Origin of the sequence: Nocardia sp. NPDC051321 (genome assembly GCF_044455225.1) — a bacterium.
Classification (GTDB): domain Bacteria; phylum Actinomycetota; class Actinomycetes; order Mycobacteriales; family Mycobacteriaceae; genus Nocardia.
On sequence record NZ_JBITEM010000017.1, the window covers coordinates 109,832 to 122,880 of the forward strand.

Annotated in this window: 11 protein-coding genes; 8 read left to right on the forward strand and 3 right to left on the reverse strand. The window is 67.7% G+C overall.

Features of this window, described 5'->3' with window-relative positions; genetic code table 11:
• The first annotated feature begins 41 nt into the window (after window positions 1-41).
• On the forward strand, window positions 42-1,094 hold the full coding sequence (locus tag ACIA8C_RS35240) for an N-acetylglucosamine kinase (RefSeq protein WP_397142354.1): 1,053 nt from the start codon (window positions 42-44) through the stop codon (window positions 1,092-1,094).
• A 15-nt stretch (window positions 1,095-1,109) separates the two neighbouring features.
• On the opposite strand, the gene ACIA8C_RS35245 is transcribed toward ACIA8C_RS35240, so the two are convergent.
• Together ACIA8C_RS35245 and ACIA8C_RS35250 are read right to left on the reverse strand one after the other, a co-directional pair.
• Window positions 1,110-1,850: an LGFP repeat-containing protein gene (locus ACIA8C_RS35245; protein ID WP_397142356.1), complete on the reverse strand. Its 741-nt coding sequence runs from the start codon at window positions 1,848-1,850 to the stop codon at window positions 1,110-1,112.
• 94 nt (window positions 1,851-1,944) lie between these two features.
• Window positions 1,945-2,673, reverse strand: a complete 729-nt coding sequence (locus ACIA8C_RS35250) for an LGFP repeat-containing protein (RefSeq protein ID WP_397142358.1) — start codon at window positions 2,671-2,673, stop codon at window positions 1,945-1,947.
• Window positions 2,674-3,033: 360 nt separating this feature from the next.
• Between ACIA8C_RS35250 and ACIA8C_RS35255 the strand changes: the two genes are divergently transcribed.
• Window positions 3,034-4,053, forward strand: a complete 1,020-nt coding sequence (locus ACIA8C_RS35255) for an NADP-dependent oxidoreductase (RefSeq protein ID WP_397142360.1) — start codon at window positions 3,034-3,036, stop codon at window positions 4,051-4,053.
• Between the two features lie 53 nt (window positions 4,054-4,106).
• On the opposite strand, the gene ACIA8C_RS35260 is transcribed toward ACIA8C_RS35255, so the two are convergent.
• Window positions 4,107-4,934, reverse strand: coding sequence for an SAM-dependent methyltransferase (locus ACIA8C_RS35260; protein ID WP_397142362.1), 828 nt, complete (start codon window positions 4,932-4,934; stop codon window positions 4,107-4,109).
• Between the two features lie 506 nt (window positions 4,935-5,440).
• On the opposite strand from ACIA8C_RS35260, the gene ACIA8C_RS35265 reads away from it, so the two are divergent.
• From ACIA8C_RS35265 to ACIA8C_RS35290, 6 genes are all read left to right on the forward strand, one after another.
• The gene (locus ACIA8C_RS35265; protein ID WP_364736101.1) at window positions 5,441-5,719 is read left to right on the forward strand and encodes a hypothetical protein; all 279 of its coding nucleotides are present in this window, start codon (window positions 5,441-5,443) and stop codon (window positions 5,717-5,719) included.
• Window positions 5,720-5,950: 231 nt separating this feature from the next.
• Window positions 5,951-7,648 (forward strand): thiamine pyrophosphate-binding protein, encoded by a 1,698-nt coding sequence (locus ACIA8C_RS35270; protein ID WP_397142582.1) that lies wholly within the window; start codon window positions 5,951-5,953, stop codon window positions 7,646-7,648.
• The gene (locus ACIA8C_RS35275) at window positions 7,645-8,316 is read left to right on the forward strand and encodes an SRPBCC family protein (protein WP_397142364.1); all 672 of its coding nucleotides are present in this window, start codon (window positions 7,645-7,647) and stop codon (window positions 8,314-8,316) included. Before ACIA8C_RS35270 ends, ACIA8C_RS35275 begins: the two co-directional genes overlap by 4 nt.
• The gene (locus ACIA8C_RS35280) at window positions 8,316-9,338 is read left to right on the forward strand and encodes a 3-oxoacyl-ACP synthase III family protein (protein WP_397142366.1); all 1,023 of its coding nucleotides are present in this window, start codon (window positions 8,316-8,318) and stop codon (window positions 9,336-9,338) included. Before ACIA8C_RS35275 ends, ACIA8C_RS35280 begins: the two co-directional genes overlap by 1 nt.
• Before the next feature lie 7 nt (window positions 9,339-9,345).
• Window positions 9,346-10,344: a pyridoxal phosphate-dependent aminotransferase gene (locus ACIA8C_RS35285; protein WP_397142368.1), complete on the forward strand. Its 999-nt coding sequence runs from the start codon at window positions 9,346-9,348 to the stop codon at window positions 10,342-10,344.
• Window positions 10,345-10,555: 211 nt separating this feature from the next.
• Window positions 10,556-13,039 (forward strand): hypothetical protein, encoded by a 2,484-nt coding sequence (locus tag ACIA8C_RS35290; protein WP_397142370.1) that lies wholly within the window; start codon window positions 10,556-10,558, stop codon window positions 13,037-13,039.
• The last annotated feature ends 10 nt before the right edge of the window (window positions 13,040-13,049 follow it).

A 13,049-nucleotide genomic window follows, 5' to 3' on the forward strand; every position in this document is an offset into this window, starting at 1 on the left:
TGCCGACAAACACCGTTAACTGCTGGCGGGGGAAGCGTCTGATGAAACTCCCACAGAATGAACAGGTTCCGGGCGTGCTCGCCATCGATGCCGGCAACAGCAAGACCGATGTTGCCCTGGTCGCGCGCGACGGATCCATCCTCGGCGCCGCGCGAGGCGGCGGTTACCAGCCGCACAAGACCGGCGCGCGCAAGGCGATCGAGGGGCTGAGCCCGCTGGTCGAGGCGGTGGCCAGGCAGGCGGGTCTCACCCGCGGCGGGGTGCTCACCACTCGGGTCAGCGCCTGTATGGCCAATGTCGATCTGCCCATCGAGGAACAGCGGATCCATGCGGCAATGGCGGCGCGGCCGTGGGGACTGACCGTCGGCGTCGTCAACGACACCTTCGGCCTGCTCCGCGCGGGCACCGACGGTCCGCGCGGCGTCGCGGTGGTCTGCGGCGCCGGGATCAACTGTGTCGGTCTGCTGCCGGACGGCCGCACCGCCCGGTTCCCCGCCCTCGGCGTACTGACCGGTGACTGGGGCGGCGGTGGCGGCATGGCGGCCGAGGCCATGTGGCATGCCGCGCGTGCCGAGGACGGTCGTGGCGAGCCGACCGCGCTGTCCGCCGCCATCGGTGCGTATTTCGGGCTGGCCGGTGCCAATGCGGTCGCCGAGGCGATGCACCTCGGTCAGCTGGCCGAGCACCGGCTGCACGAACTGGTCCGCGTCCTGTTCACCACCGCGGAGGCGGGCGACCCGACCGCGCTGCGCCTGATCGATCGCCAAGCCGACGAGATCACCCGCCTCGCGTTCGTCGTGCTGCGCAAGCTGGACCTGCTGGATCAGCCCACCCCGGTCATCCTCGGCGGCGGCGTCCTCGCGGCCCGCCAACCCCTGCTGATCGACAACGTGAAGACCCGGCTCGCCGCCGCCGCGCCCCTCGCCGAACCCCGAATAGTCGTCGCCCCACCGGTTCTCGGGGCCGCGCTGCTCGGCCTGGACCACCTCGACGCGACCCCCGCCGCACACCAACGCCTGCGCGCCGCCTACCCAACCCTGCCCGCAGGCGACGGCAGGCCCGAGTTCCCGAGCGAGATGGGCCAGCCCGCCTGAGCGTGGTCGAATTCGTCAGGGGCGCCAGGTGATTCGGCCGCCCTGGAAGTCCTGGGCCTTACCGTTCTCGTAGTCGTATTCGTCGCCGGTGGGGTAGCCGTAGACGCCGTCGGCGCCCGCTCGCGCTTCCCAGCTGGTCCGGATGGCGCCCCACACCGCGTGTGCGCCAGTGGCTTTGGACCAGTAGATCGCGCCGTCGTTGAAGAGGTTGTAGCGTCCGCTGTTCTTGGCGGGGGCCTCGTCGGTGACCGGGAAGCCGAGGGGGCTGTTCTCCGCGCCGAGGGCATACCACTTGTCGCGGATGACGCCGCCCACCTGATGCGCCGAGGTGCCCACCGACCAGTAGATCGAGCCGCCCTGGAAGTGGCTGAACCGGCCTGCCTTGACCGGGGTGGACGTTTCGCTGGTCACGGGATAGCGCAGGCCGCCGGTCTCCGCGCCGAGCCCGCGCCACTTGTCCAGGATCGGGCCGCCGAGCTCGTGCGCGCCGGTGTCGGGGTGCCAGTAGATCGCGGCATTGCGGTCGAAGGTCTGGAACTTGCCGCCGTTGGCGGCGTCGGACTCGGGCGAGGTCGGGTCGCCGAGGACGCCACCGCCGCCCGCCGCGTCGTATTCGGCCTCGATCGCGCCGTCGACCTCGAACGGGCCGACCGGACGGGCTTGCGCGGTGCCCGCGGTCAGCAGCATCGCGAGCGCGACGGTGGCCGTGGCCAGCGCGGCGCGGCCGGACGGGCGGTGGGTACGAAGGCGGGCCAAGAGAACTCCTCAGTCAGGCGTTATTCGGTGACGAGACAGGGCGGAGCGTTGGTAGGCGATGATGGCATGCGAGCCCGACCAGCGCTCGCGCAGGTCAGGGTTGCCAGGTGATGCGGCCGCCCTGGAAGTCCTGTGCTTTGCCGTTCTGGTAGTCGTACTCGTCGCTGGTCGGGTAGCCGTAGCCGCCGTTGACGCCCGCTCTGGCCTCCCAGGTCGTGCGGATCGCGCCCCAGATGACGTGCGCGCCGGTGGCGCCGGACCAGTAGATGGCACCGCCGTCGAAGAGGTTGTAGCGGCCGTTGTTCTTGGCGGTGGCCTCGTCGGTGATCGGGAAGCCGAGGGGGCTGTTCTCCCAGCCGTAGGAGCCCCACTTGTCGCGGATCGCGCCGCCGATCTGATGCGCGGCGGTGCCGACGGACCAGTAGACCGAGCCACCCTGGAAGTGGTTGTAGCGACCGGGTTTCGAGGGTGTCGACTCTTCCCGCGTCACGGGGTAGCCGAGCAGCCCGTTCTCGAAGCCGAGGTTGCCCCATTTGTCGCGGATCGCGCCGCCGATCTGGTTGGCCCCGGTGGCCGGGTGCCAGTAAATGGAGGCGTTGCGCTCGAAGGCCTGGTACTTGCCGCCGCGACCCGCATCGGATTCCGGGTTGACCGGGTCGCCGAAGACGCCGCCCCCGCCGGCCTGGTCGTACTCGACCTCGATCGCCCCGCCGACATCGAACGGGCCGATCGGACGGGCTTGTGCGGTCCCCGCGGTCAGCAGGACCGCCATCGCGGCGGTGGTCATCGTCAGTGCGACGCGGGTGCGAGGTAGGCGTGCCAAGAGAAACTCCCTATGCAGGTGGTCGTAGACGAGACAGAGCGGAGCCCTATCAGGGTGCGGCCAGGTGCCGATCGGCCGCGAGGTCAGCGGATGCCGGAGTGAGCAAACTCGCACGCCGCGCGCCGCACATTTTCTTACCGATTTCGGCGCTCCTTTCGTTCGACGCGCAAAAGCTACTGTCGTGGCATCCGACACTTGGCCTATCGGACCTACCGTTATCGCCGTTAGTTGTCGCTGGTCACGAGGTTGTCGGCGCGCAGGAGTAGTGCCGGATCAGCCGGCGGGGCGACCATTCTTTCGATCACCCGGGGTACTGACTTCCGGCCGGGGGCCGATGATCTCAGGGCTAAGCTCGGATCCATGGTCGAGACGACGAGAATCGTGCTTGCTGCCCGCCCGGAAGGTGCGCCCACCGCGGCGAACTTCCGCACCGAAACGGCTGAGTTGCCGCCCCTGGAAGAGGGGCAGGTGCAGTTGCGGACGTTGTATCTGTCCCTCGATCCGTATATGCGTGGGCGGATGAGTGCCGCGAAGTCGTACGCGAAGCCGGTGGAGGTCGGCGCCGTGATGGTCGGCGCAACGGTCGCCGAGGTGGTCGAGTCCCGCGACTCAGGATTCGCGAAAGGTGATGTGGTGCTGGCCCATTCGGGCTGGCAGTCGCATGATGTCGCGTCCGCTTCGAGCCTGCGCAAGCTCGATCCCGAGAAGGTGCCGGTTTCGACGGCGCTCGGCGTGCTCGGTATGCCCGGGTTCACCGCGTACTCCGGCCTGTTGAAGATCGGCCAGCCGAAGGCCGGGGAGACCGTCGTGGTCGCCGCCGCCACCGGACCCGTCGGTTCGGCGGTCGGGCAGATCGCCAAGATCAAGGGCGCCCGCGCGGTCGGCATCGCGGGCGGGCCGAAGAAGTGCGCCGCCCTGCTCGACGAGTTCGGCTTCGACGTCGCACTCGACCACCGCGCCCCCGACTTCGCCGAGCAGCTGAAGGCCGCGGTGCCCGACGGCATCGACGTCTACTTCGAGAACGTCGCGGGCGCCGTCGCCGATGCGGTGTACCCGCTGCTCAACACCTACGCCCGCGTTCCCGTGTGCGGCCTCATCGCCAACTACAACGCGGCTGGTAGCTCCGAAGGCCCGGACCGCCTCCCCAGCTTCTACGGCCGCATCCTCATCAAGAGCCTGACCATCCGCGGCTTCATCCAGTCCGAGTTCGTCGAGGAACTCTTCCCGGACTTCCTGCGCGACATGTCCGACTGGGTAGCCGACGGCCGCGTCCACTACCTCGAGGACATCACCGAGGGCCTCGACAACGCCCCCGAAGCCTTCATCGGTCTCCTGGAAGGCCGCAACTTCGGCAAGGCCGTCGTGAAAGTCGCTGACTAACACCGGCTTTCGACCCGCCGCCACCCCTCGGGCGGCGGGTACCTCGGCATCGGTCAGGGTTTGCGGCCGATGCCCGCCCAGTACCAAGCGGATTCGGGGTCGGCGGGGTCCTCGTCGGGGGACGGGTGCCAGGTGACCACGGGGACGACGCCTGGCGCGATGAGTTCGGTGCCTGCGAAGAGCGCCTCGGTTTCGCCGCGGCTGCGTGGATGAAAGGTGATACCCGCCTGTTCGGCGGACACGACCACGCGCGCCATGGCGTGTTCGTCGAAGTCGGCGGTGGGGTGGGTGATCACGAGGTAGCTGCCGGACGGGACTACGTCGAGCAGGTTCTTGATGATGCCGTGCGGGTCGTCCTCGTCGCGGAAATACATCATGATCGCGACCAGCATGATGGCGACCGGTTGGTCGAGGTCGAGGGTGGCGGTGAGGGTGTCGTCGCGCAGGATGCCCGTGGGGTCGTGCAGGTCGGCGTGGATGAACGAGGTCTTGCCCTGCGGTTTGCTGGACATGAGGGCGCGTGCGTGCGCGAGCACGATGGGATCGTTGTCCACATAGACCACGCGGGCCGCCGGATTGAGCCGCTGCGCCACTTCGTGGGTGTTGCCCGCGGTGGGGATGCCGGTGCCGATGTCGAGGAACTGGGTGATGCCTGCCTGGCTGGTCAGATAGTCGACCGCGCGGCCGAGGAACGCGCGGTTGGCGCGGGCCATGGTGCGGATGGCGGGGATATGGGTGGCGATGGCGTCGCCGAGCGCCCGATCGGCCGGATAGTTGTCCCTGCCGCCTAGCCAATAATCGTAAACGCGTGCTTCGTGCGCGACGCTTGTATCGATCTTGGTCGGTAATGCGGCGGCGGTCTGGGCTTGACTGTCCGACATGGTGATTCCCTCCTGTGGCGGCTCGGAAGGGTCGGGTCCGTGGCCGCCGAGTCGCCCACGGCTGGCGACTTCTACTGCGAAACTTGCTCGCCAAGGATATTCCAGCGAACGCCCGGCACGCGGCGATTCAGCCGGATAGGGGAGGGTTTTCGGACGGCCATCCGGTTTCGGCGAACTTTTCCGCGCGCACCGCCATGGTTGCCTTGACACTACAACAAACCGGTCGGTCGTCCTGGTGTAGGTTGGGCCGTTTGTCCGGTGTGTCGGCGGGCATACCTGATCTTGATGGGGTTGAATTGCCCAGGTCACGAGTTTTTCCGGCGACGAGCGGAAAGCAGGAGACGACATGGCACGAGTCCGCAGCGACAGCTAGCGCCGTTGTGCCGACGGTGTCGTCGAATTCTTCGGCGGCGCGATTTCTTCGATAGCCGAGTCATTAGCGAACACACCGCGATTGCTCGTGTCCGGACCCACCTCAGCCTTCGAAAAGGAGCACGAACGTGAGCATGATTCTCGCCGCGCTACACGACACCGTTCTTGCGGAGGTCGGCAATCCGACACCGGAGGCGCCGCCCCTCGCGGATAAATTGCTGCAAATGGGCCGCTACTTCACCTGGCTGGTCCAACTGTCGGGTATCACCGCCATTACTTACGGTGGCGGCCGGTTCGCTTGGGAAAAGTGGAACGGCGGCGGTTTGCAATCGCCGAAGATGATCGCCAGCGCGATGGCGGGCGGCGCGGTCGCGACCAGCGCGGGCACCATTATGAACTCCGTGATCGGCTGATCCAGCACGACCTGCTGTCGCCGGCTCGGCGAGGTCGATCTCGTTGGGCCGGGTTCGGTTGTGCCAGTGGTGTATCGGCGCCCGGTCGCTTTGGGCGCTGGACCAACAATTGGTCGCTTGGTCAAAGTTGTTGTGCAGCAATCCATTTGCAAACAGGTATGACGCACATCACATTGTAGTGTGACGGCTATCTCAGATACATTGTGGGCGATGAATCGCACGCGATCTATTATGGAAACGGCGAGCGAAACGGCCGTCGAGTACCGAAAAACCGTTGCTGACCGCATTGTTGACCTGGTCGCCGAACACAGTGATCACGTTTTCGGTGTCGGCGGCGCGAATATCGAAGACCTCTACGACGCGATACACCGCAGCACGGCGCCGATCACCGGCATCGTCGCCAAGCACGAATTCGGCGCCGCGACCATGGCCGACGGCTACGCGCGCACCACCAACCGGCTCGGTGTGGTGGCCGCCACCTCCGGTGGCGGTGCACTGAATCTGATTGCGGCACTGGGGGAATCGTTCGATTCGCGAGTTCCGGTGCTGGCCCTGGTCGGGCAGCCACCGCTTGCGCTCGAGGGGCACGGGGCGTTTCAGGACACCGGCGGCGGCGCGGGGCGGATCGATGCGGAGCGGCTGTTCGGATCGGTGGCGCGGTGCTGTGTGAAACTCACCCGGCCCGAGGACGTCACTGCGGCCGTCGAGCAGGCGATCGCAGTCGCGATGGCAGGCGGACCGGCGGTGCTGTTGCTGCCCAAAGACATTCAGTCTCAACCGATGCCGGATGCGGGCTTCGCGACCCGGGACCGTCTGCTCTTCGGTCAGAGCTTTGTTCGCGATCAGCCGGACACGCAGGACGAGGCGCTCGTACTCGTTGCCGCCGCGGCCGGTACCGGCCTGACGGTGATCGTCGCGGGCCCCGAGGTGGCGCGCGCCGATGCCAGGGCCGAACTCCTGATCATGGCGCGGACGCTGCGCGCGGTGGTGGCGGTGACACCGGATGCCAAGGACGCCTTCCCGAACGACCACCCGCTGTTCGCCGGGATCGCGGGCAGCATGGGTCATCCCCGGGTCGCCGAGCTCCTCGACGACGCCGCCTTGTGCGTGTTGGTAGGCACCCAGATGCCGGTGATGGCGCGCGCCGGTCTCGAAGCGGCCCTGGCGAATTGCCCGACGGTCTTGCATGTGGGCGCGGAACCGGCGTTCGTGCGGGTAGCCGCCTGGCTGCGCGGGCCGCTCCGGACGAGGCTGGTAGAGGTGGCCTCGGCGGCAGCGCCGGTGGGCCCTGGGTACGAGCCGTTACGGCCGATACTGTCTCCCGCACTGCGCGTTCCGGCGGCCTCCGGTCCTGGTGTGCGCTACCGCGACGCGATCGAAGCGATCAACGCGCGGCTCACGCCGGGCACGGATGTGGTTGTCGACGCTGGCAATACGGGCGCGGCGGCCGTGCATCACCTTCCGGTGCCGCCCGATAGCCGCTTCGTCATCGCCCTCGGCATGGGCGGCATGGGCTACGCGTTCGGTGCCGGCATCGGCAGCGCGTTGGGCCGACGGCGCAGGACGTTCGTAATCGCCGGCGACGGCGCCTATTTCATGCACGGCCACGAGGTGCACACCGCCGTCGAGCAGCACGTGCCGGTGACCTTCGTGATCTTCAACAACAACGCGCACGCGATGTGCGTGACCCGCGAACAGCTCTACTACTCCGGCGATTACACCTACAACAGATTCGGCCCCGCACGCATCGGTGCCGCGGTCGCGGCGATGTTCCCGCGTATTCCGGCCTACTCCACCGACACTCGCGCGGCATTCGAGGCCGCGCTCGACGAGACCCGTGACGCGAAGGGGCCCGTATTCATCGAAATCCTCTGCGACCCAGACGAAATTCCACCGTTCGCGCCGTTTCTGAAGGAGATCACCGCATGACCGACACCGCACCGGCCTCGCTCGAGGCCGAGCCCATCGAAGCTCCGGACATCGACGTTCCCGGTGTGTACCGGGTCGACAACATGAGCCTGAAACAGGCCATGCCGATGGTTCTCGAGATGACCCGTGCGGTGTATCCGCACGACGAGGTGTATGGACAGTTCTGCACCGTGCACGAGTTCATCGCGGCGCCGCCGGACGAGGTGTTCGACTATCTCGCCGACACCAGGAGCCTGTGCGAATGGACCTACAGCATGCGGGGTTTCGAGCGGACCGATAAGCCGGACCTGTGGGTGTCCGACGATCGCATCGGCGATCACACCCGCATCTACACCCGGACCGTCGCCAATGCCGCCGCGCGCACCGTCGATTACCACTGCGCCTGGGATCAGCCCGACCACCTCTGGATGATCTACATGATGCGGGTCGCCGACGCGCAGGTGGTGCTGAACAAGCCGGGATCGGTTGTCCTGTGGACCAATTGTCACCATCCGTTCTACGACGAGAACGGCTACCCGGAGACCGCGCCGCCGGAGCGCCCGGTCTGGGTCGGCGATTTCTGGAATATCTTCTACGCGGGCCATCTGCTGGAACTGCGCAATGTAAAGGCGATCTGCGAACACCGCCACGCCAACGGGCAGCCGATCAAGCCGGAGTGGATGAGCTGATGAGCACCGCGACCGACACCGTCAGCCTCGTCGACGTTTCCAGCTACCTGCCCAAGAATCGGGTCAGCGCGGACTATTTCGCCCGCTACGCCTCACCCGACGACGCTATCTCGAGCGCGATGTTCAAGGCGCCACCATTCCGCAGCCACATCGCTCCCGGCGAAACGCCCGCCGATATGGCCGAACAGGCCATCGCCGCGATGGTGGAGCGGCGCGGCACCGTATTGCTCGACGAGGTCGACATTCTGATCGTGCACACCCAGATGCCGGAGACCTTTATCGTCGGCAACGGCGGGGAGATCGCCGAGCGGCTGGGGATCACCCCTGAGTGGCTGATCGACCTGCACAACGGCGGATGCGCCGCCTTTATCCACGCTATGAAGGTGGCGCGGCAGATCCTGATGAGCAGCGACGCGCGCTCCGCGCTAATCGTGACGGTGCAGAACGCCGCGGGCCAGATATTCACCCAGGACCAGGTTCGCGGTAAACCGCAGGCCGCCGTTCCCGGCGATGGCGCGGGCGTCGGGCTGCTCGTAAAATCCGGCGACTCACCGATTCTCGATATCGAGACCCGTCATCTCCCCGAGTTCGCCGGGCAGATGACGGTGGTCGCCGATCCGCCGCGCAAGTATTGGGAGGCGGGCACTGGCCAAATGCATGTCGGCTTCACCGAGTCCAAGATCGCGAAAGTTCTTGCCCGTGGTAACCGCATCGTCCCGGAGGCGGCGCACGCCGTGTGCGCCCGCATCGGCGTGCGATCGGAAGACCTGGACGTGCTGGTGACCAACCAGCCGAACCGCGCCTTCCTGCGCAACTGGCGCGACGCCCTGCAGCTACCGATCGAACGGCACCCCGACACCTTCGACGAATGCGGAAACCTGTTCGCCGCGGGCATGCCCGTCACCTTCGACCACGCCGTGCGGGCGGGCCGGGTGCCCGCCGGATCGCTGGTGATGTTCGCCGGATTCGCCCACGCCGGTGACTTCGCCGCGGCCGCCGCGGTGCGCTGGGGCGGGCGCTGAGGAGCCGATGATTGTGCACCCCGCGCAACTCGGTCACCAGCTTTCGCTCAATGAGAACCCGTACGGCCCACTGCCTTCGGTGCGGGCGGCGTTGGCGGACGCGCTGGTCGCGGCCAATCGCTATCCGGAATTCCTGCCGCGCAGACTGCCCGGGCTGATCGCGGAGCGGCTCGGCTACCCATCGGACCGTGTCGTGGTCGGCGCCGGGGCGACCGGCGTGATCATGCATATCCTGCAGGAGTTCGTCACGCCCGGCGCGGCCGTGGTGATGGCGGTACCGACGTTCGACGGCTACCCGCTGCTCACCGACACGGTGGGCGGCCGGGTTGTCGAAGTGCCGTTGACGCACGACGGCCATCAGGATCTGGCGGCGATGTCGGCGGCCATCGACCCCGGCACGGCGGTGGTCGTGTTGTGCAGTCCGCACAATCCCACCGGCACCTGCCTGCGGCACGACGCGCTCGCCGGGTTCCTCGAACGCACCGACCCGTCGGTGACCGTCGTCTTCGACGAGGCCTACATCGATTTCGTGCCGCCCGGTGACCGTGCCGACACCGCCGCGCTGGTCGAGCGGCACCCCAACCTGGTCGTGACGCGCACGTTCTCCAAGGCGTACGGTCTCGCCGCGCTACGCGTCGGTTACGCCTTCGGCTCGGCGCCGGTGATCGCGCGAATACGCCGCTGGCAGCTGCCTTTCGGGATGACCGCGCTGGCCGAGGCCGGTGTCCGCGCCTGCTATGCCGCCGAGGCGGAACTGGCGCTGCGCACCGAGACGATCACCCGCGAATGCGGCATACTCACCGCGGGTCTGCGCGAGCTCGGCTACCGGGTGCCGACCAGCGCCGCGAACTTCGTCTACCTGTCCGGCTGTGCCCCCGCCGAACTCGACCGGCTGCGCGCGGGCTTCGCCAGGGACGGCATTCAAGTGAAGCACTGCGCCACCGGTATCCGGATCACCGTCGGCGACACCGCGGCAACGGCGGCGGTCGTCACCGCGGCACGGTGACGCCGCTCTCCCTGATGCGTTGAAACACGAACTGCTGCAACCAGTATCGGTCCATTGAGCAATGTGCCGGTGACCGGTAAGTGAACTCGTCGCGACCACGGCCGGTTCGCGTGGCGCAGACGGTTCTTCGTGCGTCATCGTGGATATCGGCCCCTCCGCGTCGCGCGAGGAGAGTCGCCGATCGCGAGGGATGAGCCGAAGGGGAAGCCGCATGAGCATGGACCTCCCCGAGGAGCTCCGCTGGCTCGGCTGGATCGCCGGATCGACCTGGCCGGACGGCGACGAGGACGTGATGTGGGCGATCGCCGCGGCATGGAAGACCGCGAGCCAGGAGCTGAAAGCGCAGCTCGCGCACATCGACACGGCCAAGCAGAGCACCGTGCGGGCCTATCCGCAGGGTCAAGCCGCCGAGGAAATGGGCCACCTGTTCGACGGGCTGCGCAGCGGCGACCAATCGCTGGAATCGCTGGCGCAGTACCTGGAGCAGATCTCGGACTCCACCTTCGACCTGGGCACCCAGCTGCAGGCGACCAAGCTCACGATCGTCATCTCGCTGGTCTGGCTGGCGATAGAGATCCTGTGGGCGTGGATGTTTCCGCCGACCGCGCCCGTTGTGGAGGCCGCCGCGGTCACGACCACCCGCTCGTTCCTGCGGGTGTTCGAGGACACGGTGCAGAAGATGATTCAGAACCTGGCGCGCAAGCTGGGTGCTTCGGCCGAGAAGCGGTACTTCTGGAAGACGTTGGCCGGCGGACGGTTTGTGCTGCCGACCGCCAAGGGCTGGGGCGTCTACGGCGTGAAATTCGCCGAAACCGCCGTCACGTCAGGAGGATTGAACGCCGCGGTGCAGCTCGGCCAGATGGCCGACGGGAAGCGGCGGCACTTCGACGGCAACGAATTCGGCGTGTCCGTGTTCGCGTCGGTCGCGTCAGCGCTGCCGTCGCGCGAGTTCGCGCGGTACCTGGGCAACGGGATCGACAAGCTCGCCGGTAGGCAGCTGAACAATGTGTGGGGGCGCGCCGGGCGCGGCGCGTTCATCGGCGCCGGGGCGGGCGTGGTCGGCTCGGCATCGGGAAACCTCGCCGTCGGTGTGGCGACCGGGGACTGGTCGTCGTTCACCACACCCCAGGGCTGGGTCGGCGGTGCCGCGCGCGGCGGGCTCGTCGGCGGTGCGCGCGGCGCTTTCGCGAAATCCAGGTCGATCTCGCGATCCGACGTGCGGTATCCGCTGTGGATGCACAAGCCGGGCTCGCCGCGGACGCCGCCATCCAATGCGGCGAGCCGGGGTAGCTCGGTGCATGACGGTTCGACTCGGTCGTCCGGCGGATCCTCGATCGAGATGCGGTCGCTGAACGGGAACAGTGGCGGCCGGGGCGGTTCGGGTTCTGGCGGGTCGGGGGTTTCGGGCGGTCGAAGTGTGCAGAGCAGTTCGCATAGGACTGGGTCTGCGCCTTCGGTGGGTTCGCGTGATGGCGGTTCGTCGCATGGCAGGGGGCCTGCGCCGTCCGTCGTGACCGGTGGTGGGGGTTCGTCGCGGGGGACTGGCCCTGCGCCATCAGTGGTTTCGAGTGGTGGCAGTTCGTCGCATGGCGGGGGGCCCGCGCCTTCGGTCGTGACCGGTGGTGGGGGTTCGTCGCGGGGGACTGGCCCTGCGCCTTCGGTGGTTTCGAGTGGTGGCAGTTCGTCGCATGGCAGTGGGCCCGCGCCTTCGGTCGTGAGCAGCGGTGGGGGTTCGTCGCACGGGACCGGACCTGCGCCGTCTGTGATGACAAGTGGTGGGGGATCGCAGAATTCGCATTCGGCTCCGGTGGTGACCAACGGTTCGGGATCGCATCAGGGCCCGCCGTCGGTGAACTCGGGCGGCAGCACAGGGTCGGGTCGGAGCGACGGCGGTAGTCGGGGGACGCTCGACAGCGATGGGCGGTCGTTCCACACCGGCCGCGGGACTTTGGACAGCCAAGGGCAGTCGTTCCACACCGCACGGGAGTCGTACCGCACCGCGCAGGAGTCGCTCGGCGGAGATCGTTCCTCGGCGCATGGGTCGAGCGGCGGCAGTCAGCCGTCGGTACGCGGATCGAGCGGCGGCGGTCAGCCGTCCGTACCCGGGTCGAGCGGTGACGAGGGGTCCACGGGATCGGGCCGGTCCTCGGGCCGCAATGGGTTCGTGCCACCCACCTCGTGGGAGGCCTCGGTCGACGGCGGATGGCAGCCGCCCGCCGGGCGCGGGGCACTGGTCGAGGGGACCGCGCCACCCGTGTCGCCCCTCGGCTCGTCCGTCGGCGGTGAGACGCGTTCGGTCAGCTCGCTCCCTGGATCTTCGATGCCGAGCGGATCGACTGGTGATCGGTCAAGCACGTCCGGTGCCTCCGGCTCGGGTGCCTCGATTACTCACCCGCCCTCGCAGGCACCGTCGCGCGACACCGGCTCTACCCACTCCCGCGGAAATACGAATCCTCCTGTCCCACCGGATAATCACCGCGCCGCTCAACCAGATCCATTCCTGGGCGCGGGCAAGGACATGAAGGCCAAGACCCGCCCGAAACGGCTCCCGTACTGGCAGCCGCTGCCCGGCGTTTTCCACGCACCTGAGGCGCCGGACGCCCGCGAGTGGGTCTTCGGCGATGAGGCCGAAGACGACGTTTCACCTGAGGGAACCGGCGAGGACGTGGATGTGCCCTTCACGCTGAACCGCTAGATGACGAACG

Bases quoted from the DNA above. Each gene is read 5' to 3' on its own strand.
- ACIA8C_RS35240 (WP_397142354.1), top strand. From the start codon at position 42: ATGAAACTCCCACAGAATGAACAGGTTCCGGGCGTGCTCGCCATCGAT.
- ACIA8C_RS35255 (WP_397142360.1), top strand. From the start codon at position 3,034: ATGGTCGAGACGACGAGAATCGTGCTTGCTGCCCGCCCGGAAGGTGCG.
- ACIA8C_RS35260 (WP_397142362.1), bottom strand. From the start codon at position 4,934: ATGTCGGACAGTCAAGCCCAGACCGCCGCCGCATTACCGACCAAGATC.
- ACIA8C_RS35265 (WP_364736101.1), top strand. From the start codon at position 5,441: ATGATTCTCGCCGCGCTACACGACACCGTTCTTGCGGAGGTCGGCAAT.
- ACIA8C_RS35270 (WP_397142582.1), top strand. From the start codon at position 5,951: ATGGAAACGGCGAGCGAAACGGCCGTCGAGTACCGAAAAACCGTTGCT.
- ACIA8C_RS35275 (WP_397142364.1), top strand. From the start codon at position 7,645: ATGACCGACACCGCACCGGCCTCGCTCGAGGCCGAGCCCATCGAAGCT.
- ACIA8C_RS35280 (WP_397142366.1), top strand. From the start codon at position 8,316: ATGAGCACCGCGACCGACACCGTCAGCCTCGTCGACGTTTCCAGCTAC.
- ACIA8C_RS35285 (WP_397142368.1), top strand. From the start codon at position 9,346: ATGATTGTGCACCCCGCGCAACTCGGTCACCAGCTTTCGCTCAATGAG.
- ACIA8C_RS35290 (WP_397142370.1), top strand. From the start codon at position 10,556: ATGAGCATGGACCTCCCCGAGGAGCTCCGCTGGCTCGGCTGGATCGCC.